This is a genomic window from Streptomyces sp. NPDC001219, from assembly GCF_053597915.1.
The window spans coordinates 1-20,135 of record NZ_JBSFJF010000048.1 but is presented as its reverse complement, the minus strand read 5'-3'; the positions used below and the strand labels follow the sequence as shown (position 1 = coordinate 20,135).

Annotated in this window: 21 protein-coding genes; 4 read left to right on the top strand and 17 right to left on the bottom strand. The window is 72.4% G+C overall.

What is annotated here, in order from left to right; all coding sequences use genetic code 11:
• Positions 1-70: 70 nt before the first annotated feature.
• Positions 71-1,249, bottom strand: coding sequence for a MalY/PatB family protein (locus tag ACWC9R_RS26375; protein ID WP_450735115.1), 1,179 nt, complete (start codon positions 1,247-1,249; stop codon positions 71-73).
• A gap of 105 nt (positions 1,250-1,354) precedes the next feature.
• Positions 1,355-3,538, bottom strand: coding sequence for a SpoIIE family protein phosphatase (locus ACWC9R_RS26370; protein WP_450735113.1), 2,184 nt, complete (start codon positions 3,536-3,538; stop codon positions 1,355-1,357).
• 328 nt (positions 3,539-3,866) lie between these two features.
• Between ACWC9R_RS26370 and ACWC9R_RS26365 the strand changes: the two genes are divergently transcribed.
• Together ACWC9R_RS26365 and ACWC9R_RS26360 are read left to right on the top strand one after the other, a co-directional pair.
• Positions 3,867-4,643 carry a GNAT family N-acetyltransferase gene (locus tag ACWC9R_RS26365; RefSeq protein WP_450735111.1) on the top strand — a complete coding sequence of 259 codons (777 nt, stop codon included), beginning with the start codon at positions 3,867-3,869 and terminating at the stop codon, positions 4,641-4,643.
• A gap of 139 nt (positions 4,644-4,782) precedes the next feature.
• Positions 4,783-6,747: an amino acid transporter gene (locus ACWC9R_RS26360; protein WP_450735109.1), complete on the top strand. Its 1,965-nt coding sequence runs from the start codon at positions 4,783-4,785 to the stop codon at positions 6,745-6,747.
• A gap of 46 nt (positions 6,748-6,793) precedes the next feature.
• Here the strand turns inward: ACWC9R_RS26360 and ACWC9R_RS26355 are convergent, their stop codons facing one another.
• Both ACWC9R_RS26355 and ACWC9R_RS26350 read right to left on the bottom strand, forming a co-directional pair.
• The gene (locus ACWC9R_RS26355; RefSeq protein ID WP_450735107.1) at positions 6,794-7,564 is read right to left on the bottom strand and encodes a (2Fe-2S)-binding protein; all 771 of its coding nucleotides are present in this window, start codon (positions 7,562-7,564) and stop codon (positions 6,794-6,796) included.
• A gap of 49 nt (positions 7,565-7,613) precedes the next feature.
• On the bottom strand, positions 7,614-8,465 hold the full coding sequence (locus ACWC9R_RS26350; protein ID WP_450735105.1) for a LysR family transcriptional regulator: 852 nt from the start codon (positions 8,463-8,465) through the stop codon (positions 7,614-7,616).
• A gap of 70 nt (positions 8,466-8,535) precedes the next feature.
• Here ACWC9R_RS26350 and ACWC9R_RS26345 point away from each other — a divergent pair, with 70 nt between their 5' ends.
• Both ACWC9R_RS26345 and ACWC9R_RS26340 read left to right on the top strand, forming a co-directional pair.
• Complete coding sequence (locus ACWC9R_RS26345) at positions 8,536-9,552, top strand: EamA family transporter (protein WP_450735104.1); 1,017 nt, start codon at positions 8,536-8,538, stop codon at positions 9,550-9,552.
• A 155-nt stretch (positions 9,553-9,707) separates the two neighbouring features.
• A complete protein-coding gene (locus ACWC9R_RS26340; RefSeq protein WP_450735102.1) occupies positions 9,708-10,823 on the top strand; it encodes a CapA family protein in 1,116 nt (371 codons plus the stop codon).
• A 117-nt stretch (positions 10,824-10,940) separates the two neighbouring features.
• Here the strand turns inward: ACWC9R_RS26340 and ACWC9R_RS26335 are convergent, their stop codons facing one another.
• The 13 genes from ACWC9R_RS26335 to ACWC9R_RS26275 all read right to left on the bottom strand — a co-directional run.
• On the bottom strand, positions 10,941-12,644 hold the full coding sequence (locus ACWC9R_RS26335) for a cholesterol oxidase substrate-binding domain-containing protein (RefSeq protein ID WP_450735101.1): 1,704 nt from the start codon (positions 12,642-12,644) through the stop codon (positions 10,941-10,943).
• Between the two features lie 184 nt (positions 12,645-12,828).
• Positions 12,829-13,263 (bottom strand): gas vesicle protein K, encoded by a 435-nt coding sequence (locus ACWC9R_RS26330; protein ID WP_450735099.1) that lies wholly within the window; start codon positions 13,261-13,263, stop codon positions 12,829-12,831.
• A 114-nt stretch (positions 13,264-13,377) separates the two neighbouring features.
• Positions 13,378-13,617, bottom strand: a complete 240-nt coding sequence (locus ACWC9R_RS26325; protein WP_450735098.1) for a gas vesicle protein — start codon at positions 13,615-13,617, stop codon at positions 13,378-13,380.
• Positions 13,607-14,518, bottom strand: a complete 912-nt coding sequence (locus ACWC9R_RS26320) for a GvpL/GvpF family gas vesicle protein (RefSeq protein WP_450735096.1) — start codon at positions 14,516-14,518, stop codon at positions 13,607-13,609. Before ACWC9R_RS26320 ends, ACWC9R_RS26325 begins: the two co-directional genes overlap by 11 nt.
• Complete coding sequence (locus tag ACWC9R_RS26315) at positions 14,515-14,940, bottom strand: gas vesicle protein (protein WP_450735094.1); 426 nt, start codon at positions 14,938-14,940, stop codon at positions 14,515-14,517. Before ACWC9R_RS26315 ends, ACWC9R_RS26320 begins: the two co-directional genes overlap by 4 nt.
• A gap of 30 nt (positions 14,941-14,970) precedes the next feature.
• Complete coding sequence (locus tag ACWC9R_RS26310) at positions 14,971-16,185, bottom strand: SRPBCC family protein (RefSeq protein WP_450735093.1); 1,215 nt, start codon at positions 16,183-16,185, stop codon at positions 14,971-14,973.
• Positions 16,178-16,810: a hypothetical protein gene (locus tag ACWC9R_RS26305; protein ID WP_450735091.1), complete on the bottom strand. Its 633-nt coding sequence runs from the start codon at positions 16,808-16,810 to the stop codon at positions 16,178-16,180. Before ACWC9R_RS26305 ends, ACWC9R_RS26310 begins: the two co-directional genes overlap by 8 nt.
• A gap of 29 nt (positions 16,811-16,839) precedes the next feature.
• On the bottom strand, positions 16,840-17,097 hold the full coding sequence (locus ACWC9R_RS26300; protein WP_450735089.1) for a gas vesicle protein GvpG: 258 nt from the start codon (positions 17,095-17,097) through the stop codon (positions 16,840-16,842).
• 51 nt (positions 17,098-17,148) lie between these two features.
• A complete protein-coding gene (locus tag ACWC9R_RS26295; protein WP_450735088.1) occupies positions 17,149-17,862 on the bottom strand; it encodes a GvpL/GvpF family gas vesicle protein in 714 nt (237 codons plus the stop codon).
• Between the two features lie 3 nt (positions 17,863-17,865).
• A complete protein-coding gene (locus ACWC9R_RS26290; RefSeq protein ID WP_362615050.1) occupies positions 17,866-18,306 on the bottom strand; it encodes a gas vesicle structural protein GvpA in 441 nt (146 codons plus the stop codon).
• 78 nt (positions 18,307-18,384) lie between these two features.
• Entirely contained in the window at positions 18,385-18,693 is a 309-nt protein-coding gene (locus tag ACWC9R_RS26285) for a gas vesicle protein GvpO (RefSeq protein WP_450735086.1), read from the bottom strand.
• 282 nt (positions 18,694-18,975) lie between these two features.
• Positions 18,976-19,611 carry a nucleotide exchange factor GrpE gene (gene grpE, locus ACWC9R_RS26280; RefSeq protein WP_450735084.1) on the bottom strand — a complete coding sequence of 212 codons (636 nt, stop codon included), beginning with the start codon at positions 19,609-19,611 and terminating at the stop codon, positions 18,976-18,978.
• Positions 19,608-20,135, bottom strand: a 528-nt coding sequence (locus ACWC9R_RS26275) for an Hsp70 family protein (RefSeq protein WP_450735083.1), incomplete at its 5' end; no start/stop codon positions are given. The genes ACWC9R_RS26275 and grpE, both read right to left, overlap by 4 nt.

Here is a 20,135-nt window from a genome sequence, read left to right as displayed (position 1 = left end):
GGGGCGGGCGTTCGGTGCCCGAGGGGCCGGGGGCTGGCCGGCCACCGGGCGAGCGGCCCCGGTGTCGTGGTCAGTCCAGCGCCGCGGCCATCCGCCGGACCGCCTCGGTGAGCACGCCGGGCGAGGTCGCCAGGTTGAGCCGTACGTGCCCGGCGCCGCCGGTGCCGAAGCCGGGACCCGGGCTGAGGGCCACCCTGCCGCGGGCGAGGAAGACCGCGGCGGGGTCGTCGCCGAGGCCCAGCGGACGGCAGTCGAGCCAGGCGAGATAGGTCCCGGCGGCGGGGCGGTAGCCGATCCGGGGGAGCCGCTCGTCCAGCAGGCCCGCGAGCAGGCGGCGGTTGTCGTCGATACCTGCGCACACCGCGTCGAGCCAGTCGCGGCCGTCGCGCAGGGCGGCGGTGTGGGCGATGATGCCGAGGTGGCTGGGGCCGTGGCTGACCTCTTCCGGGAGGCGGGCCAGATCGCCGGCCGCGGCGGGCCCGGCGACGGCGAGCGCCGCCTTGAGCCCGGCCAGGTTCCACGCCTTGGACGCCGACATCAGCGCCAGTCCGTTCTCCGCCCCGGGCACGCTCAGATACGGCACGAAGGCCGCGCCCCGGGCCACCACGGGCGCGTGGATCTCGTCGGAGACGACCCGTACGCCATGCCGGTCGGCCAGTGCCGCGACGGCGGTCAGCTCCTCGGCGCCGTGCACCACGCCGGTGGGATTGTGCGGGCTGCACAGCAGATACGCGGCCCGGCCGCCGCCCGCCGCGGCGCGCCGGAAGGCCTCCTCCAGCGCGACGAAGTCGATCCGCAGGTCATCGCCCAGCGGAGCCTCCACCACGCGGCGGTCCATATGCGTGACGAACTGGTAGAACGGCGGATATACCGGGCAGTTGACGACCACCGGGTCGCCCGGACCGGTGATCAGCTTGAGCATCTCGACGATGCCGAGCATCACGTCCGGCACGATCGCCGTGCGCTCCACGGCCAGCCCGTCCCAGCCCCATCGCATGCGGGCGAAGTCGGCCAGCGCCGTGGCGTACGCGGTGCCCGCCGGGTAGCCGGTGTCGCCGAGCGCGACCGCGTCGGTGATCGCGCGGGCGACCGGGGCGGCGAGCGGTACGTCCATCTCCGCCACCCACAGCGGCAGCACGTCCTCCGGGTAGGTGCGCCACTTCATGCTGGTACGCCGGCGCAGTGCGTCGAGGGAGAGCCGGTGCAGCGGGTTGGGGTCGTCGGGGGTGTCACGCGGCGCGCTGTCCATGAGGCCAAAATAGGCAGGTTCCCCGGCGAAGGGCAGGGGGGCGGGCCCATCGGGCGAACCCGGGCGCGGGCGGGCCGGGCCGGGAGGGCGCGGTGCGCCGTGGGGTCAGGTGGCGGTGAGGACCAGGGCGGCCTGGTCGTCGGGGGTGGACCGGCCGGCGAAGGCGGTCACCGCGGCATGGATGGAGGCGATGAGCCCGGCGGCGTCGGGCGGTGCGCCGCGCGTCGGGCGGAGGGCCTCGGCCAGCCGGTGTTCGTCGAAGAACTCGCCGTCGGCGGAACGGGCCTCGGTGATGCCGTCGGTCACCAGGACCAGACTGTCGCCCGGAGGCAGCACGAGCCGGCACGGGGAGCCGTCGAACGCCGGGGCGACGCCCAGCAGCAGCCCGGACTGGGCGAGTTGCTCGATGGTGCCGTCGGCGCGGCGGACGAGCGGGGGCACATGGCCGGCGCGGATCAGGTCCACGGTGAGACCGGTCGCGGTGTGCCGCAGTTCGCCGTAGACGAGCGAGACGAAGACGTCCTCCTCGACGCAGCCGCCGGTCAGCGCGTCGTTGATGGCGGCGACCACGGACATCGGGTCGTCCAGCAGCCGCGCGGCGGCACGGGCGGTGTGGCGGACCATGCCGGTGGTGGTGGCGGCCCGCGCGCCGCGCCCGCAGACATCGCCGATCATGAACGCCCAGCGGTCGCCGGGGAGCGGGAAGACGTCGTAGAAGTCGCCGCCGACGTCGAGCCCTTCGCCGGCCGGGTGGTAGGACGCCGCCAGATCGACGCCGGGAATCCTGGGCAGCTCGGGAGGCAGCAGACCGGCCTGCAGATCGCGGGCCAGCTGGACGCGGTCGGAGAACTGGTGGGCGTTGTCGGCGCCGGCCGCGGCCCGGCTGGCCAGCTCCTCGGCCAGGGCGACGGTGTGGCCGTCCAGGGGCGGGCCGGTGGCCAGCAGGGTCAGCACCCCGAAGGTGCGGCCGCGGGCGCCCAGCGGTACGGAGACATAGCCGGTGACGCCGGGCAGCGCGGGGCGGCCGCCGCGGGCGACATCGGCGTGGTCCGTCTCCGTCCTGCCGGACGCCAGGACCCGGGCCACCGCCCGGCCGATCTCGCCGGGCATGCCCGGAGCGGCGAGCAGTTCCTCGTCGGCCGGGGTGGCGGCGGCCACGGCGATCCGCCGGGTCCCGCCGTCCTCCCGCACATGCACCGTGCACAGCGGCGCCAGGGTCGGCACGGTCAGCCGGGCCAGGCACTGGAGGCAGTCGGCGAAGTGCAGCTCGCGGGTGATGGCCGTGCTCGCCTCCAGCACGAAGGCCAGGTCGTCGCGGACCGCCTCCTCCCGCTCCTGGGCGGCGTGCCCCGCCTCCAGGGCCTGATGGCGTTCGATGGCCAGCGCGGCGATACGGGCGAACGCGCCGCTGAGGGCCATGTCCTTGTCGGTGGGGGCCTTGGGGGTGCGGTGGTAGATGGCGAAGGTGCCCAGCAGCCGGTCGTCCGTCCCCATGATCGGGGTGGACCAGCACGCCGCGAGCCCGGCCCGTGCGGCCACGTCACGGTAGTCCCGCCAGCGGGCGTCGGTGGCGATGTCGGTGACGATCACCGGCTCGCGGAGATGGGCGGCCGTACCGCAGGAGCCGACGTCCGGACCGATGGCGGTCCCGTCGATGGCGTCGTTGTAGAAGTCGGGCAGGCTCGGGCCGGTGCCGTGCAGCAGCCGGGTGCCCCCGGGATCGGCGAGCAGCACCGAGACGATCAGGTCCGGTGACAGTTCCTCGATCGCCCGCGCCATGCCGGTCAGGCTGTCGCCCAGCGGGGCGTCGCTCGCGATCTGCTCCAGCAGGAGGCGCTGCTCGGCCGCGAGAAGCTGGGCGTGCTGGAACGCGGTGGTCTCCACCGCGATCACGACCACCCCGTCGACCTCGCCCAGGGCGTCCCGGCGGGGCTCGTAGGTGAAGTCGAAGAAGCCCTCCCGCTGCGCCCCTGGCGGCCCGAGCACCAGCCGGCCCCCGCGGGCCCGGTACGCGGCCCCGCTGCGGTACACCGCGTCGAGCCGGTCGAGGACGCCCTGCGGGACCAGCTCGGGGATCAGCTCCCCGAGCGGCAGGCCGAAACGTCCGCAGTCGCCGCCGAAGGCCGCGAAGAACGCCGGATTCGCGGCCTCCAGCAGGTGGTCCGGGCCGCTCAGCGCAGCGAAGATCACCGGTGCCTGTTCGAAGAGGTCCTCGTACTCCTCGCTCCGGCGGGGCGGGGACCTGGGGTGCGTACTGACCGCGCCGAGGCGATCCGGTGAAAGGGACATGGCCGCTCTTCCCGCACGCACCGATGCACGGTCCGTGCACCTCCCACTCTGGCACACCGCCCCGCGGACTCCGAGGCCACCGGCGCAACGGTCACGGAGCGGATCTGCCCGGCGACAGGGCGAGCCGAGGGGAGGAGACGGGCCGGCGAGGCGGGCGGAGGGCCGCGCGGCGCGGAGGAGGGACGACACGGCGCACGGGGCGAGGCGATCACGCCCGTATGTGATCTTTCCTCCCGTATCGTCCTGGCGATCGAGACGCCTCAGGAGCCGAGCGGGCGGCCCCGGCTCCGTACGGGCGGCCGACCCGCGATCACCCCAAGGAACCGCAGTGATCGAACTCGCCCCGGACCAACTCCCGCCGCTCGCCCGCTGGTTCGCCGCCGGAGGGCCGGGGACGGCGGCACTGGCCGAACATGTGCCGGTCTCCGGAACCGGCCGCTGGTGGGCCGACCGCGCGCACGCGCCACGCACCCTCGCCGTCGCCTGCGCCGGCCATGTGCTGCTCCGCGGCGACCCGGGCGCCCTGGCACCGCACGCCCTCACCGTCTTCGACGCGCACTATGTGCAGGCCCCCGCCCGCTTCCTGCCGGTCCTGGGCCGCACCTTCGACCGGCTCGTGCCGTGGGAGCGGATGCTCTACGTGCACCAGGTGCCCGTCGCGGCGCCGTGCCCGCCCGACGGCGTGACCGTACGCCGCCTGGTGCCCGAGGACGCCCCGGCGCTGTCCGCCCTCGGTCCGGACGCGGCATGGCTGCACGCCAGCTGGGGCGGCGCGGCCGGCCTCGCCGCCTCCGGACGCGGCTGGGCGGCCGTCCGGCAGGACGAGATCCTCGCCGCCGCCTGTACGTACTTCCACGGCACCGCCTACGAGGACATCGCCTGCTACACCGGCCCCGCCCACCGCCGCCGGCGCCTCGCGCTGGCCTGTGTGACCGCCCTGTGCCAGGACGTCGCCGCGCGCGGCCGCACCCCCAGCTGGAGCTGCTCCCGCGACAACCGCCCCAGCCGGCTCCTCGCCTGGACCGCCGGCTTCCGCCTGGAGCGCGAGTATGTGCACTACCTCACCGGACAACCGGCGCGGCGCCGCGCCGGGTTCACCGTCTGATCACCCGGCTGCCGTCGCGCTGCCGGGACACGCGGCGCCGCACCACCGGACAACGCGGTGGCGGCGCCCGGACTCCGTACGCTGACCAGGCCGTCCCGTCGAGGACGGGACGCTGTCCGCGGTACGACAGGAGCACACGATGGCCGCCACTGCCGGTCCTCCCTCCGGGGCCACCGCACGGCAGCGCCTGCGCGCCTGGATGCTGGAGGGCCTGGCCGACATGGCCAGGCATCAGAAAGGGCCGCACGCCGGCCCGGTGAGCGCGCACCGGGGACAGCGGTGGTGGCGGGTGATGTGCCTGACCGGTGTGGACTACTTCTCCACCCTCGGCTACCAGCCGGGCATCGCCGCCCTGGCGGCCGGGCTGCTGTCACCGATCGCCACCATCGTCCTGGTCATCGTGACGCTCGCCGGGGCGCTGCCCGTCTACCGGCGGGTGGCGAAGGAGAGCCCGCACGGCCAGGGCTCGATCGCCATGCTGGAGCGGCTGCTGTCGTTCTGGAAGGGCAAGCTGTTCGTCCTGACCCTGCTGGGCTTCGCCGCCACCGACTTCCTCATCACCATCACCCTGTCGGCGGCCGACGCCGCGACCCACCTGGTGGAGAACCCGCACCTCACCAGCGCCCTGCACAACGGCCAGATGGTCATCACCCTCCTGCTGATCGCGCTGCTCGGCGCGGTGTTCCTCAAGGGCTTCCTGGAGGCGATCGGGGTGGCGGTCGTCCTCGTGGGCCTCTACCTCGCCCTGAACGTGGCCGTGGTCGTCGCCGGAGTGTGGCACGTGGTGACCGCGGCGCATGTCGTCCCCGACTGGTCGCACGCCCTGACCGCCGAGCACGGCAGCCCCCTGGCCATGATCGGGCTGGCCCTGCTGGTCTTCCCGAAGCTGGCGCTGGGCCTGTCCGGGTTCGAGGCCGGGGTGGCGGTGATGCCGCACATCGAGGGCGACCCCGGCGACACCGAGGAACGCCCCACCGGGCGCATCCGGGGTGCCAAGAAGCTGCTCACCACCTCCGCCGTGATCATGAGCGTCTTCCTCATCGTCACCAGCTTCCTCACCACCGTGCTCATCCCGGAGCCGGCGTTCCGGCCCGGCGGACCGGCCAACGGCCGCGCCCTGGCCTATCTGGCCCATGAGTACCTGGGCTCGGCCTTCGGCACGGTCTACGACGCCTCCACCATCGCCATCCTCTGGTTCGCCGGCGCCTCGGCCATGGCCGGCCTGCTGAATCTGATGCCCCAGTACCTGCCGCGCTACGGCATGGCGCCGCACTGGGCACGGGCGGTGCGCCCGATGGTGCTGGTCTTCACCCTGGTCGCCTTCCTGGTCACCTGGATCTTCAACGCCGACGTGGACGCCCAGGGCGGCGCCTACGCCACCGGCGTCCTGGTCCTGATCAGCTCCGCCGCGATCGCCGTGACCATCGCCGCACGACGGGCCCGGGAGCGCGGCTGGACCATCGGATTCGCCGTGATCTCCGTGGTGTTCCTCTACACCACCATCGCGAACGTCATCGAGCGCCCCGACGGTGTGAAGATCGGTGCCTGCTTCATCGCCGGGATCATCCTGGTGTCCTTCCTCTCCCGCCTCGCCCGCGCCTTCGAACTGCGCGTCACCAGCGTCGTGCTCGACGAGATGGCCGAGCGGTTCATCCGCGACATCGCCCACCGCAAGATCCGCTTCATCGCCAACGAACCCGACCGGCGCGATCTGGCCGAGTACCGCGACAAGCTGGAACAGATCCGCACCGACAACGACCTCCCGGTCGACGACGACTTCATCTTCGTCGAGGTCACCGTCGGCGACCCCTCGGAGTTCGAGAGCGAACTGCGGGTCCGCGGTGAGGTCCTGCACGGCCGCTACCGGGTGCTCTGCCTGGACAGCTCCACCATCTCCAACGCACTGGCCGCGCTGCTGTTGCACGCACGGGACCTGACCGGCGCCCGGCCGCACATCTACTTCGAGTGGACCGAGGGCAGCCCCTTCGCCCAGTTCCTCCGCTTCTTCCTCTTCGGCCAGGGCGAGGTCGCCCCCGTCACCCGCGAAGTCCTCCGCGAGGCCGAACCGGACCGCGCCCGCCGCCCCGGCGTCCACGTCGGCTGAAGGACTGCTGATCACTTCGCGGATTCGCGGAGCTCTCCCGTGGCCCCTATGGGCGTGCCTTCGTCCGGCCGTGCCTCAGGACGCAGTCGCCGCACAGCGCGCCCGCGCCACCCGGCGCGGCCCGGTAGATCAGACAGCAACTCCGGCGGGTGAAGCGCCCGTTGCGGGGGTGCAGGGTGTACGTGCCGCGCAGTGGGGGCCGTTGGAGGAAGGTCAGGGCCGCGGTGCGTACGGGCCGGGCCAGGGGCGGGGACGCCGTGGTGATGCCGGTGACCGCGCCGTTCACGGCCGAGGCCACATTGCCCCACAGGATGTGCCGGGACACCGAGAAGGGGGCGAAGGCGTCCACCAGCTCGCGGACCGGTCCCTCCAGCAGGTCGTCGGCGAGGGCGCTGACCGGCCGGGTGACGCCACCGGCGGCCGGGGTCACCGTCTCCCGGGGCAGCGACAGCCGGAACGCGCCGCCGAGGGCGGAACCCCACCGCAGGTCGCCGAGCGCGAGCGGCCGGGACGGCAGGCCGTGCACAGCGGCCAGGCCGAGGAACGGTGAGAGCACCCGGGCCACCAGGCCCAGATGCGCCACCGAGGCCGCCACCCGGAGTTCAACGGCCTCGGGCGGTCCGCCGCCGGTGGCCGCGAGGGAGGCCCGTACCGCGGCGACCCGCTCGCGCAGCACACCGCTCCCTTCCTCCGCCACCTCACTCAACGGACGCCAGGGCGCGCCGGGTTCCGACCCCGCGGCATGTGTCTCGAAGGCACAGAAGGGCCCGAGTGCCGCCAGACGGAGCGACGACGCGGCCGGAGGTTCTTCCGTCATGTGGTGCGTCCGATTCCTCGAAGGGGCGGTGGCAGGGAGGGGCGGTCGGTCACGTGCGCTGCTGGTAGAGGTCGGTCAGCAGGGCGACGGCGGCATCGGTCGCCGGGTGCGGGTCATGGCGCCGCCAGAGGAGACGCACCGCGACGGGCGCGGCGTCCCGCAGCCGCCGGAAGACGATGCCGTCGCGCCGGTACTGGTTGGCGGTGCTCTCCGGGGTGATGCCGACGCTGCGGCCGGTGGCGATCTCCGCGAGCCAGTCGTCGATGTCCTGGGTGTACTCGACGACCGGACGCGCCTCGGGGGGCCACAGATCGGCGGTGGTGGTGCCGGTGCGCCGGTCGATGAGGAGGGTGCGGGTACGGATGTCGGCCAGGGGGATGGCGCGGCGGGTGGCCCACGGGTCGTCGGCGGCCATGGCGCAGTAGCGGCGTTCCCGGCCGACGACGGCGCCGGCGAAGCGCGCGTCGTCGAAGGCCGTACGGACCACGGCGAGGTCGCACAGCCCCTCCGCCAGGCCACCCGTGGCGGAGTTGGTGCGGACCAGATGCAGCTCGATGCCGGGGTGGCGGGCCGCCCAGCGGCGCTGGTACTCGGCGGTGTGCCGGCCCATGGCCGACCAGGCGTGGCCGATACGCAGCCGGGTGTGGCCGGTGGTGGCCTCGCGGATGAGGGTGTCGGCCTCGGCCAGCACCTTCCGGGCCCGCGCCAGCACCTGAACACCCGCGGTGGTGGGCAGGACGCTTCTGCTCGTGCGGTGCAACAGCCGTACGCCGAGGGACTCCTCCAGCGAACCGAGCGTCCTGGACACCGCCGCCTGCGAGATCCCGAGATCGATCGCGGCGTCGGTGAAGCCACCGGCATCGACGATCGCCACCAGGCAGCGCAGATGTCGCAGTTCCATCCCCACATCCATAACCACAGCGCATTGATGAGTACGGGCATGCATTTTAGGGAGGGCCGTCCGCGGGCGGATGCTGCGGGGCATGACACGAAGCACGCAGGGGCCGCCGCGGCCCGGGGCCGCCGGTGGGCGAGCGAGGGTCCGCTCGGGCCGGTCGGCGGGCGTGGCGATGATGTGCGGCAGCGGACTCGCCAACCAGACGGGCGCCGCGACGGGCGCGCTGGCCTTTCCGGAGATCGGACCGGCCGGGGTGGTGGCCGTACGGCAGTGGGTGGCCGGGCTCGTCCTGCTGGCGGTGGGCCGGCCCCGGCTGCGCGCCTTCACCTGGCGGCAGTGGTGGCCGGTGCTGTGCCTGGCGATGGTGTTCGCCACCATGAACCTGTCCCTCTACACGGCCATCGACCGCATCGGTCTGGGGCTGGCGGTGACCCTGGAGTTCCTCGGCCCGCTGGCTGTGGCCCTGGCCGCCTCCCGCCGCCTGGTGGACCTGTTGTGCGGCCTGGTCGCCGGGGCGGCGGTGGTCGTGCTGACCCGTCCCCAGCCCACCACCGACTACGCGGGCCTCGCCCTCGGTCTGGTCGCCGCCGTGTGCTGGGCGTCCTACATCCTGCTCAACCGCCTGGTCGGCGCCCGGCTGCCCGGCGTCGAGGGGTCGGCCGCGGCCGCCGGTGTCTCCGCCCTGCTCTACCTGCCCGTCGGGATCACCGTGCTCGCCCACCATCCGCCGTCCGTGCGCACCCTGGGGTACGCGGCCGCCGCGGGCGTCCTCTCCTCGGCCGTGCCGTTCCTCGCCGACCTGCTCGCCCTGCGCCGGGTGCCCGCACGGTTCTTCGGGATCTTCATGAGCGTCAACCCCGTCCTCGCGGCACTGGTCGGCCTGGTCGTCCTGGACCAGACGCTGCGGGGGACCGAGTGGCTGGCCGTCGCCGCGATCGTGCTCGCCAACGCCGTCAGCATCCTGTCCGGTCCCCGCCCGGCGCCCCCGCCCCCGGTGCGCGGCGGCGCCCCCGCCCCGGCGGCGCTCCCCGGGCCGGCGGCGGACTCCACCCCGCCGCCCGGTCCGCCGGTGCGGTGCGAAGCCTGCTGAGCCGCCCCACCCGTACGCCGGTGCCGACGCGGCTCCGAGCATGCGGGGGCGGGAACGGTGCCGCTGGCCGGGACTTCGCGGCGCCGGGACGCCATGGGACGCGGCAGCGGGCCGCCCGCCGCGAAACCTCGGGGAACCGGCTCTAACCTGGGGGAATGGGCGGTGACTTGCGCACACTGTTCCTCTGCGGTGACGTCATGCTCGGCCGCGGAGTCGACCAGATCCTGCCGCACCCCGGAGACCCTGAGCTGCGGGAGGGATACCTCCGGGACGCCCGCGCCTATGTCGAGCTGGCGGCCGCGCGGAACGGGCCCCTCCCGTGCCCGGCCGGCTTCCCCTGGCCGTGGGGTGAGGCGCTGGAGGTGCTCGACGACGCGGCGCCCGCCGCCCGGGTGCTGAACCTGGAGACCAGCATCACGCGGTACCCCGGATTCGCCCCCGAGAAGGAGATCCACTACCGGATGAACCCGGCGAACCTGCCCTGCCTGGCCGCCGCCCGCCCCGACGTCTGCGTACTGGCCAACAACCACGTCCTGGACTTCGGCCGCCAGGGACTGGCGGACACCCTGGACACGCTGGCGGACGCGGGGCTGCCCACGGCGGGGGCGGGGGCGGACCAGGAGGCGGCGCGCCGTCCGGCGGTCGTTCCCGTCGCGGACGGCGGCCGGATCTTGGTCTTCTCGTTCGGGATGCCCTCCAGCGGTATCCCGCGGGCCTGGGCGGCGGGCGGGGGCCGCTCCGGGGTCGACTTCGTGGCCGGGCCCTCACCGGCCGCCGCGGGCGAAATCACCGGGCGGGTACGACAGGTGAAACGGCCGGGGGACCTCGTGGTCGCCTCCGTCCACTGGGGCGCCAACTGGGGCTACCACGTGTCCCGTGACGAGGCCGCCTTCGCCCATGACCTCCTGGAGGGCGGAGTGGACGTCTTCCACGGCCACTCCTCGCACCACCCCCGCGCCCTGGAGGCGTACCGGGGAAAGCTCGTGATCCACGGGTGCGGCGACTTCATCGATGACTACGAGGGCATCACCGGCTACGAGGCGTACCGGGACGACCTGCGGCTGCTCTTCCTCGTCACGGTGGCCCCGGACACCGGCCGGCTCCACGAGGTGCGGATCGTTCCGCTGCAGGCCTGGCGCATGCGGCTGCGGCATGCCTCGCGCCAGGACTCCCACTGGCTCCAAGGGCTCCTCGACCGGATCGCCTCCGGCTTCCGGCCCTGCCGCGCCACCGAGCCGGAGGGGACGCTCATCCTCCGGCCGTCTCCCTGAACACCGGCTCTCGCGGTCCGCCGTGCTGACGACCGGTGCTGACGACCGGTGGCGACGCACGCCCGGTGATGCCCGAAGGGGACGCGCGGTATTCCGTGCGTCCCCGGGGGAGAGGGCTCAGGGCAGCAGGGTGTCGAGGAACGTATTGGAGAACACCCTCGCCGGGTCATAGGAGTTCAGGATGTCCCGGGCGGTGCGCCAGCCCTCGAAGGCGGCCGGGACGCTGCCGCCCAGTGTGGCGGAGTCCCGCCACGGGCCGCTGTCCGTATAGGCCCAGCCCTTGGACCACTCGGGACGCACGGTCGCATACGAGCCGGTGTAGGTCTGCCAGATCCACTGCTCCAGCTCACGGAAGAACGGGGCGGAGCCCGGCGTACCGGGATACGTGGCGAAGTCCAGCCACACCACGGTGTCCCACTCCGGCCGGTCCGGACGTGCCCGTGCCGGGGACAGCAGGGGACCGTCGAGCGGGTCCGTGCCGGTGATACGCAGTTCGATCGGGCCGTTCACCGGATAGGAGCCGCGCGCCTGATGGGCCGAGAGCACCTGCTGGTAGCGGGAGTAGAAGTCACTCACCACGCGCTGCACATTCGCCCGCGAGGTCAGCACCGCCCACCCCGCCTCCACGATCCGCAGCGTCGTGGGCTCGACATACAGCAGGGTGTTCTTCGACCAGCCCCAGACATCCCAGGTACCGGTGACGATGAGACCGGAGCCGACGATGGACATGGCGAGCTTGGCGAAGGCGGGCGTCTTGTCGCCCCCGCCCGCGGCGATCTCCCCGAGCAGCCGGGACATCTCCTCGGTGACCCGGTTGGCGAAGGTGTAGGCGTACGGGCCGTCGATCTGCCGGGCGAACAGCGGCTTGGTGGGTGCCAGACTCCACACCTTCAGCCACGGCACATCGGTGAACGGGAACCAGATCGCCTCGATGCGCCCGGTGCGGTCCAGGTAGGAGCTGATCGTGCGGCCGCCCGTACCGGGCGGGCCGAAGACCGTGCCCACGTTCACGTCGTACCAGTTCTGGCAGCGTATCCGGGTGTTGGCCGCTGCGGTCATGGTCACCTCGGTGACGAACGCGCGGCCCAGGTGGACGAGGAAGGCCCGGATGTCCGGGTCGGAGCGGGAGAACGTCCGGAGCACATAGCGGCCTTCCGCCGCGCTCCAGACCACCGCGGTGAGCGAGGTGACCAGCGAACTGAGGGTGCCGAAGCCGGAGCCGGGGGGAGGGTTCTCGGTGGCGGTGGGCACCCCGGTGCCATGTCCGCCGATGGCGAGCACCCCGCCGATGGTGAGGTCACCGGGCGCCGTGGTGGTGGCGAGGCCCAGCCCCGCCTCCTCCAGGCGGGCGAGGATGCGGTCGAGGGTCGCGCCCGCCTGCGCGGTGACGCTCCCCGGATTGCCGCCGCGCACACTGACCGCGGTGAGATGGGAGGTGGTGTCGACGATGACCGTACGGGAGGTGTCGGCCCCGGCGGGCACCACCAGCGGTGACCAGGTGTGGCCCTTGCCCCGGGCCCGTAGCCGGTAGCCGTGCTGATGGGCCCAGTTGGCGAGGGTGACCACATCGTCGGGCGTACGGGCCGACGCGGTCCAGACGCCCTCGACGACGATCTCCAGGGACCAGTTCCGGAAGGCCTGCTGGGAGAGCGGAATGCCGGCGGGAAAGTCGGGTGGCGGGGTGAGAGTGGCCGCGGCGCTGTCCGCGGGGATGCGGTACGCGGGTTGCAGCCCGGCCGCCGCCGCGAGTCCCGCTGCGGCGGCCCCGGTCAGTAACGCGCGGCGGGTGAGGGAGGTTCTGCGAGCGCTGTCGTCGGACATGGCTGTCCTTCCGGCACGCGGCGCGCCGCCCCGTTGCACCGCGCACGGGTCGAAGGGGTGAGACCGTACGAGCGCCCCGGTGCGGTGGGGGTGTGCCGGAAGAGTAGGGTGACGGTTCGTCAGTTGCAATGCCCGTGCGGCGGCCGGACGGTGAAAGCCTGTTGCGGCCGTCGGGCCCCGCGGATCAGTCGGTGTCGTGGCGGGGCAGCAGAGAGCCCAGTGGGCCGAGATCGAGATTCAGATCCTGCATCGTGAGCCCGTAGCGCGCGCAGAGTTCGGTCATCCGGTCCTGGAGAATCATCAGCGTCAGCCCGACCCGTTCCTCCTGTTCCTCGCTCAGGTCTCCCTGGTCGACGCGGTGCACCGCGGTCCGCTCCATGAGCTGCCGCAGCAGCTCCACAATCGTCAGCACCAGCTTGATGAGATCGCGTTCCACCGTCTCCGGATCGGTCCGCAGCCGTTGGGCGAGAGCGCTGCCCTGTCCTTGCGCCTGCTCATCGGCCGGGGCCGGGGCCGGGGCCGGTGTCAGGTCGAAGGCGCGGGCCGCGGCCCGTGCCACCTCCGCGAAGGCCGGCTCCACGGGGGCGGCCGGTTCATCCGTCACCGGTTCATGCGTCATGGGACATCCCTGTGCTGATCGGTTCTCGTCGGGGGAGCGGTGGCAGGCATCCGTCACCGGACCGAAGGGCGTCGTTCGGGCGGCGGCCGGGGGCGTCACGCGTCGATGGCGGTCTCACCACGGCGCCGGCTCATCGGGGGTGATCGAGCGGATGACGGCCCGCAGATTGATATGCACCAGATCCACATCGGCGATCGACAGCACCACGTCTCCGGTGAGCACCGCGCCCCCGTTCAGCAGCCGGTCCAAGAGGTCGATGAGCGCGATCTGCCGCCCCGCGAGCGACTCCTCGATGGAGAGGTCATCCGGGTACGCGACCCCGGCACCCGCGGCCTCGTACAGGTCACCCGTCATCGCGCACTCCGGCTCCCGCGGGCGGCGTCGCGAAGGAGTACGGGGCCCAGGGCCCGGTGACCTCGACGCGTACGCCGGGGACCTCGTCGGTCAGCCGCGTCAGTGCCCGGTGGAACTCCCGGATACGGTCCGTGGGCACCAGATAGGCCTCATTGGCGATGTTCTCCCCGGCGCCGGACGCCAGCTCACCCTGCTGCGGGCGATGGACCACCAGGTCCTGGGCCAGAGCGGTGGCCCGGGACCGCACCTCCTCGGCCACGGCGCCCGCCGCACGGTAGGCATCGCGCTGCGTCCGGCGCTGGGCCCGGCGCCGCTGCAAGTAGGCCCGGCCGGGGCGGACCTCGGACGCGGCGGGGTCCGGGCCCCCGGGGCCGGGAGGCGGCTCCGCTGCCGCGGCACGCGGGTCCGCGTACACCTTCACGCCCAGCTCGGCATGGCCTTCGAGCCGGGAGAGCAGCGCGGCGAACTCCGCCCCGCGCTCCCGCAGCACCGCCCGCACCCGGGCATCGTCCAGATACACGGTGGCCAGCCGCATCGGCAGTACCGTCCCGGCGCGGTGGGCGCCCTCGACGACCGCGTGGTGGGTGCGGGCGATCTCCTCCAGCTCCGTCAGGTTCTCCAGCTGTGCCTTCATGCCCTCCGTGCTGAAGTCGTCGGCCGGGACGGAGGAGACGAGCGCGGTGAGGCGGCCGGCGGTGACCGTCCGCAGGTGCCCGGACCGCAGCCCGGTGAGCCGGGGCGCCGTCGCGTCGAGACCGCTGTCCGCCCGGCCGATGGCGTAGACGTACGAACTCCGGGGCTGACCGGAATCCACCGGCCCGGTGGGGCGGGGGAGCGGCTGCCGTGGCGATGCGGCGGTCTCCGCTGCTCCCTCCTGGTGGCCGTGCACTGCTCCCCTCACTGCTCCTCCTCCTGCTCCGTCCGCTGCCCGCCGGTCCCCTGGGGCGCGCCGATCGCCGCCCGCAGCTCGGCGAGTTCGGCACGCAGCCGCTGGTTCTCCTCGGCCACGGCGTCGTGGCCGGCCTGCGGCGGGTGCCCGGCGGACACCTGCTGCGGCGGGCGGGCACGGGACGAGAGCGAGGGGTCGTGCTCCCACCAGTCGATGCCCATCTCCTTGGCCTTGTCCACCGAGGCGACCAGCAGGCGCAGTTTGATGGTCAGCAGCTCGATGTCCAGCAGATTGATCTGGATGTCGCCCGCGATCACCACGCCCTTGTCGAGGACGCGTTCCAGGATGTCGGCCAGGTTGGCGGAAGAGCCTTGCCCGCCGTAGGGGGACGGACCGGAGGACGGCCCCATACGGGCGGCCAGTGAATCGGACATGATCAGCCTCGTCTGTGCGGTCGGGGCGGGTCAGCGGACGGTGGCGGTACGGCGGCGGCGCCGGGAGGGCGGCGTCGGCTCGTCCTCGTCGTCGTAGGTGTCGCCCTCGTCCGGAGGGAGGTCGTCGTCCTCGTCGACGGGCTCCGCGAACGCGTCCTCGCCGTCGTCGTCCGGGGCGTCCTCGTCGCCCGCGCGGTCCTCGTCGTCCACGAGGTCGTCTTCGTCGTCGAGCGGCTCGTCGAGGTCTTCCTCCTCGTCGACGGCCTCGTCGAGGTCGCCCTCGCCGTCCTCCGCCGCGAACTCGTCCTCGTCGGCGAGGTCCTCGGGCTCGGCACCCTCGTCGTCGGCTGCCTCGTCCTCACCGGCCTCGTCCCGCTCCGCCTTGTCCTGGTCCGTCCCGTCCTGCTCCGCCTCGACGGCCTCGGCGTGCTCGACCACGACCTCGCCGTCCCGGATCTCGCCCCGCCAGCCGTCGGTGGCCTCGCCGCGCAGCATGATGAACTTGCGGTAGAGCTTGAGGTCCAGGCGGGCCCGGCGGCCCTGGGCGCGCCAGATGTTGCCGGTCTTCTCGAAGAGCCCCTTGGGGAAGTACTCCAGAACCAGCAGCACCCGCGTCAGGTTGTCGGTGAGGCGGTGAAAGGTCACCACACCCTTGACCGTGCCCTTCGCGCCCTCGGTGGTCCAGGTGATGCGCTCGTCGGGCACCTGCTCGGTGACATTGGCCCGCCAACTGCGGGTGGACTTGGCGACCTTCACCTTCCAGTTGCTGGTGGTGTCATCGGACCTGTCGACACTGACGACGCCCTTGGCGAAGGTGCTGAACTCCTGGAACTGCGTCCACTGGTCGTACGCCTCGCGTACGGGCACGCCCACATCGATGTCCTCGACGATGGTCACGCTCCTGGACTTCCCGCCGCCGCCCTTGCGGCCCTTGCCGAACAGTCCCTTGACCTTGTCCTTGACGGTGTCCTTGAGATGGGCGGCGCCGGCGGTCAGCGCCGCCCGCTGCGGCGACTCGCCCGAGGCGAGAGCCGCACCGCCCTTTCGGAGGCTACCCACCAGGTTCCCGGCGCCCTGGCCGGGTTCCGCGAGCCTGCCGACGCCCTCGCCCAGCTTGTGGCCGAGCATGGTGACGGCGTGCTGTGCCCGCGCCTGGAGGTACTGCTGCGCCTCCTCCTTGAGGTGTTCGGCCGCCGGGCTCCTGGTCACCTCGTGTGTCACCTTGCGGAGAGTGGACTCAGCCATGGCTGCCTCCACGGTCGGCGGCCGTGCGCGCGGCACCCGACGCCTTCTTACGGGCCCCGGCGGCGGCCTTCCGCCCGGAGGTGGTGGCCGGTCGCGCGCGGGACGAGGCGGCAGCGCCCTTGCCCGATGCCTTCGACGTTTTCGCTGCACCTGACGTGCTCGATGCGCTCGACGTCCTCTTGGCGGAGCGACGCGCGGTGGTGGACCGCCCGCCCTCGCCCGACTTCTTGGCGGGTTTCGCGGGCGCCGTCTCCTCCTCGCCGTGTTCGTCGTCCCCGGTCCGCTCGGCCTCGCCGGTCGCGTCCCGGGTTTCGTCGCCGGTCGCGCCCTGACCCTCGTTGAGGGCCGCGGTCCGCTCGTGCAGGGTGTCGGCGAGGCCGGACATCCGCTGGGTGAGCGCGGTGCCGGCCGCCGCCTTCGTGGCGTCCACCAGTTCCTTGCGCACCTGGTCGTTGAGGGGGCCCAGAACCGGCGAGTTGGCCACCAGCGCGCCCAGCTGCCTCGCATCCAGGTTCAGCTTCTTGCCGGCCAGGAACATGCCCAGGCCGATGGCCAGCTTCGCCTTCTTCGTGCGCCCCAGGAGGTAGCCCCCGACAAGGGCCACCCCTATCTTGGCGTTGCTCATCATCTGTCGTACACCTCAATCTCCCCTGATCAGGAGTCGGTACGGAGTCGTCGTTGCTGGGCTTCCCGCCACTCCAGCAGGTCCAGCAGCTCGTCCTCGCGGCGGTCGAACTCGTCGGGGCCGATGCTGCCGTCCAGCAACTGCTGTTCCAGCGCGGCCAGTTCCTCCCGGACCGGCGCCGGGTCGTAGTACTCGCGCTCGGCGGTGAGCAGCACCTGGTCCAGCACCCAGACCGTGCCCCGCACCGGGGCCACCGGCAGGGTCAGGAGCTGTGTGAGGAGGCCCATGGCCCGTTCTCCCCTCTGCGGTCCCGCGATCGGCGGCCGGCCGCATCGCGCTCAGACGAAGCTGTACGGCGGCAGCGGACCGTGCAGGCTGAACGTGTAGGAGTCACCGAGCCGTTCGGCCTCCTCATGGACCGCCTCCGCGAAGGCCGCGGCGTTCCTCCTCTCGACGAGGAAGGAGACGGTGAGGAAGTGCTGCTTCGTCGGCGGGGATTCCGCGGTGCGTACCACGGCCTGGCCGAGCCGGGCCACGATGTCCGACCGGCCCCGTTCCTGCCGGGCCTGCACCTCCTGCGCGATCAGCTCGCCGAGCGCCATCTTGTCGTCGTACGCGCCGGGGTTCTGCCGGGTGTGGTCGTTCAGCCGCCGGACCTCGGCGGACTCCCGCATGACCTCCCGCAGCAGATCGTCCTCGTCGCGCGCCACCTTGAGGTGGTACTCACGGCAGCCGTCGGTCTCGGCGAGCCGCCGGAGATAGCTGTCGCGGTCCTGCTCCAGCGCGGCGGTCACCTCCGCGTCATCGGCACCGACCAGACCGAAGCGCATCGGCAGGACGGCACCGTCGGCCAACAGCCTTTCCTGCACGCCCTGGTGGGCCGCCACATCGCGGCGCTTGGCCCGGAGCCCCGGCGGTGCGTCGCTGACCACCGCGCACAGGTCCTTGGTGCTGACGGTGCGCAGCTGCGCCGCGGGGTCGCCGACCCCGCCGAGGCCGGACAGCCGCAAGGGGTGGCCGGCCGCGGTGATGGCGTAGAGATAGGTGCCCATGATTCAGTCCTCCCGGCGGCGCGCGGTACGGCGGTTTCCGGTCGAGGAGGATTTGCGGGCCGGGCGTTCTTCCTCTTCGGCGGAGTCCTCCTGGCCCTTTTGCAGGGATTCGCTGAATGCCTCAACGGCACCGGTCAGCGCCCCTTTTGACTTTCCTTTGGCGCCGCTCTCGGTCGCCTCCCCGACCAGATCGGTGAGCTGGCTCGGTGCCTTGCGGCCGGATTCCAGATCGAGTCGGTTGCACGCCTCGGCGAAGCGCAGATAGGTGTCCACGCTCGCGACGACGACACGCACATCAATCTTGAGGATTTCGATGCCGACGAGGGAGACCCGCACAAAGGCGTCGATCACCAGTCCTCGGTCGAGGATCAGCTCGAGAACGTCATAGAGATTTCCCGAACCACTTCCGCTGGTCGCTGTGCTGGATTGCTGAACGGCAGTCACGGTCGATCGTCCCTTCCCAGTTGACTGGAGCGGGTCATGGCACCGTGTGGGGTCGTGGGGCGGCCGGTGTCGGACGGCCTAGCGGTCGATCTGGCCCCGCCCGTAGCGGCGGGTCCGTTCGTATCCCACGAGTTGGCCCTGTTCGTCGAGGTGGACGCGGTAGGACGCCATCACGCTCGCGGTGTCCGGCACCCTTTCGATCTCCACCACTTCCACGTTCGCCTGCCAGCCGTCATCGGTGGGCTTGAGCGCCGACACCGAGCCGGGCTCGCATTGCAGCAGTTGTGCAAGTTGCCCGGAGGCGTGGCCTATTGCCGTGGCGGCGGCGATCCGCTTCGGTCCGTCGCCGTGCGTTTTCTCGCGTTCCGTGTTTTCCTCGGTCGCCATGATCCCGCCTGTCGGTGCGTCGTAGGTCTTCTGTCGCAGTACGGAGGCCGCTGGCGGCGGTAGAAGTCGGGTGCCCCTGCGACTCGAACGTATGCGTAGACGCGCACACGGTTCGGCGATTTCCTTCACACGGAAGTCCGGCCTCGCCCCGCGACGCAGGGCTCACCGGACAGCAATCGGACAGGTCAACGCACCTACGGGCAGCCCTTTGGCGCACGCGGGCGCAAGAAGGCAAGCCGAAAACAGGACGGGCAGATCAATTCCGGGGTGCGGAAAGGTAATTCAGGTACCGGTGGTGACGCCTGCCGCGGGTGGTTCGCCCGCGACCGCCACCTGTGCGGGGCGCAGCAGACGGTCGCCGACCCGGTAGCCCTGGCGGAGCACCTCGGTGCACACGGGCTCCCCCAGCCGGTCGGTCGGCGTGAAGGTGACGGCCTCGTGGATCAGCGGGTCGAAGGGGTCGCCCACCGCGCCGAAGGTCTCCAGGCCCAGCGTGGCCAGCTCGGTGTGCAGTGACTCGGCGACGCGCTCGAAACCACCGGTCACCTCGCCCTGCACGGTGGCCTCGGCGAGCGAGTCGAGCACGGGCAGCAGCCGGTTGAGCACATTGGCCACCGCGATCTCACCGACCGCCAGCCGGTCACGGTGGACCCGCTTGCGGTAGCTGTCGTACTCGGCCTTCAGCCGTTGCAGATCGGCCGTGCGCTCCCGGAGTTCGGCGTGCAGCACGGCCTCCGGCGACGTCGGCCGGCCGGTGGACTCGTCGGGGCCGGACGGCCTGCCGGTGCCCTGGCCGGTCCGTTCCTCCGGGTGGCCCGCGGTCTCCGGCGGGCCGGGCGGGGCGTTCTCCGCCGGCCCGTGTCCGACGAGGGACAGTGGCGGGTGGGGGGAGCCGTGGACGTTGGTCGGGCGGTTCATCGTGCGCTGCCCTCCTGCTTGTCGTCGTCGACGATCTCCGCGTCGACGACCTCGTCCTCGCCGCCGTCGGCAGCGGTCCCCTCACCGGCAGCCGTGCCCTCGGCTCCCGGGGTGGTCTGGGCGCCCTGGGTGTCGGCGTACATGGCCTGGCCCATCTTCTGGGAGACGGCCGCGAGCTTCTCGGTGGCGGTGCGGATCTCCGCGGTGTTGTCGCCGTCGGAGGACTGGTTCTTGAGCTTCTCCTTCAGCTCGGTGGCCGCTTCCTCGACCTCGGTCTTGACCTCGGCGGGGAGCTTGTCCCCGTTGTCCTGGAGGAACTTCTCGGTCTGGTAGACGAGCTGCTCGCCCTGGTTACGGGTCTCGGCGGCCTCCCGCCTGCGGCGGTCCTCCTCGGCATGGTGCTCGGCGTCACGGACCATCCGGTCGATGTCGTCCTTCGGCAGCGAGGAGCCGCCGGTGACGGTCATCTTCTGCTCCTTGCCCGTGCCCAGGTCCTTCGCGGTCACGTGCATGATGCCGTTGGC

What these genes read in the sequence shown, in the direction of transcription:
- ACWC9R_RS26360 (WP_450735109.1), top strand. Translation starts at nt 4,783, where the DNA reads ATGGCCGCCACTGCCGGTCCTCCCTCCGGGGCCACCGCACGGCAGCGC.
- ACWC9R_RS26375 (WP_450735115.1), bottom strand. Translation starts at nt 1,249, where the DNA reads ATGGACAGCGCGCCGCGTGACACCCCCGACGACCCCAACCCGCTGCAC.
- ACWC9R_RS26325 (WP_450735098.1), bottom strand. Translation starts at nt 13,617, where the DNA reads ATGACGGGTGACCTGTACGAGGCCGCGGGTGCCGGGGTCGCGTACCCG.
- ACWC9R_RS26340 (WP_450735102.1), top strand. Translation starts at nt 9,708, where the DNA reads ATGGGCGGTGACTTGCGCACACTGTTCCTCTGCGGTGACGTCATGCTC.
- ACWC9R_RS26355 (WP_450735107.1), bottom strand. Translation starts at nt 7,564, where the DNA reads ATGACGGAAGAACCTCCGGCCGCGTCGTCGCTCCGTCTGGCGGCACTC.
- grpE (WP_450735084.1), bottom strand. Translation starts at nt 19,611, where the DNA reads ATGAACCGCCCGACCAACGTCCACGGCTCCCCCCACCCGCCACTGTCC.
- ACWC9R_RS26335 (WP_450735101.1), bottom strand. Translation starts at nt 12,644, where the DNA reads ATGTCCGACGACAGCGCTCGCAGAACCTCCCTCACCCGCCGCGCGTTA.
- ACWC9R_RS26370 (WP_450735113.1), bottom strand. Translation starts at nt 3,538, where the DNA reads ATGTCCCTTTCACCGGATCGCCTCGGCGCGGTCAGTACGCACCCCAGG.
- ACWC9R_RS26315 (WP_450735094.1), bottom strand. Translation starts at nt 14,940, where the DNA reads ATGTCCGATTCACTGGCCGCCCGTATGGGGCCGTCCTCCGGTCCGTCC.
- ACWC9R_RS26305 (WP_450735091.1), bottom strand. Translation starts at nt 16,810, where the DNA reads ATGAGCAACGCCAAGATAGGGGTGGCCCTTGTCGGGGGCTACCTCCTG.
- ACWC9R_RS26285 (WP_450735086.1), bottom strand. Translation starts at nt 18,693, where the DNA reads ATGGCGACCGAGGAAAACACGGAACGCGAGAAAACGCACGGCGACGGA.
- ACWC9R_RS26330 (WP_450735099.1), bottom strand. Translation starts at nt 13,263, where the DNA reads ATGACGCATGAACCGGTGACGGATGAACCGGCCGCCCCCGTGGAGCCG.
- ACWC9R_RS26310 (WP_450735093.1), bottom strand. Translation starts at nt 16,185, where the DNA reads ATGGCTGAGTCCACTCTCCGCAAGGTGACACACGAGGTGACCAGGAGC.
- ACWC9R_RS26295 (WP_450735088.1), bottom strand. Translation starts at nt 17,862, where the DNA reads ATGGGCACCTATCTCTACGCCATCACCGCGGCCGGCCACCCCTTGCGG.
- ACWC9R_RS26350 (WP_450735105.1), bottom strand. Translation starts at nt 8,465, where the DNA reads ATGGAACTGCGACATCTGCGCTGCCTGGTGGCGATCGTCGATGCCGGT.
- ACWC9R_RS26300 (WP_450735089.1), bottom strand. Translation starts at nt 17,097, where the DNA reads ATGGGCCTCCTCACACAGCTCCTGACCCTGCCGGTGGCCCCGGTGCGG.
- ACWC9R_RS26345 (WP_450735104.1), top strand. Translation starts at nt 8,536, where the DNA reads ATGCTGCGGGGCATGACACGAAGCACGCAGGGGCCGCCGCGGCCCGGG.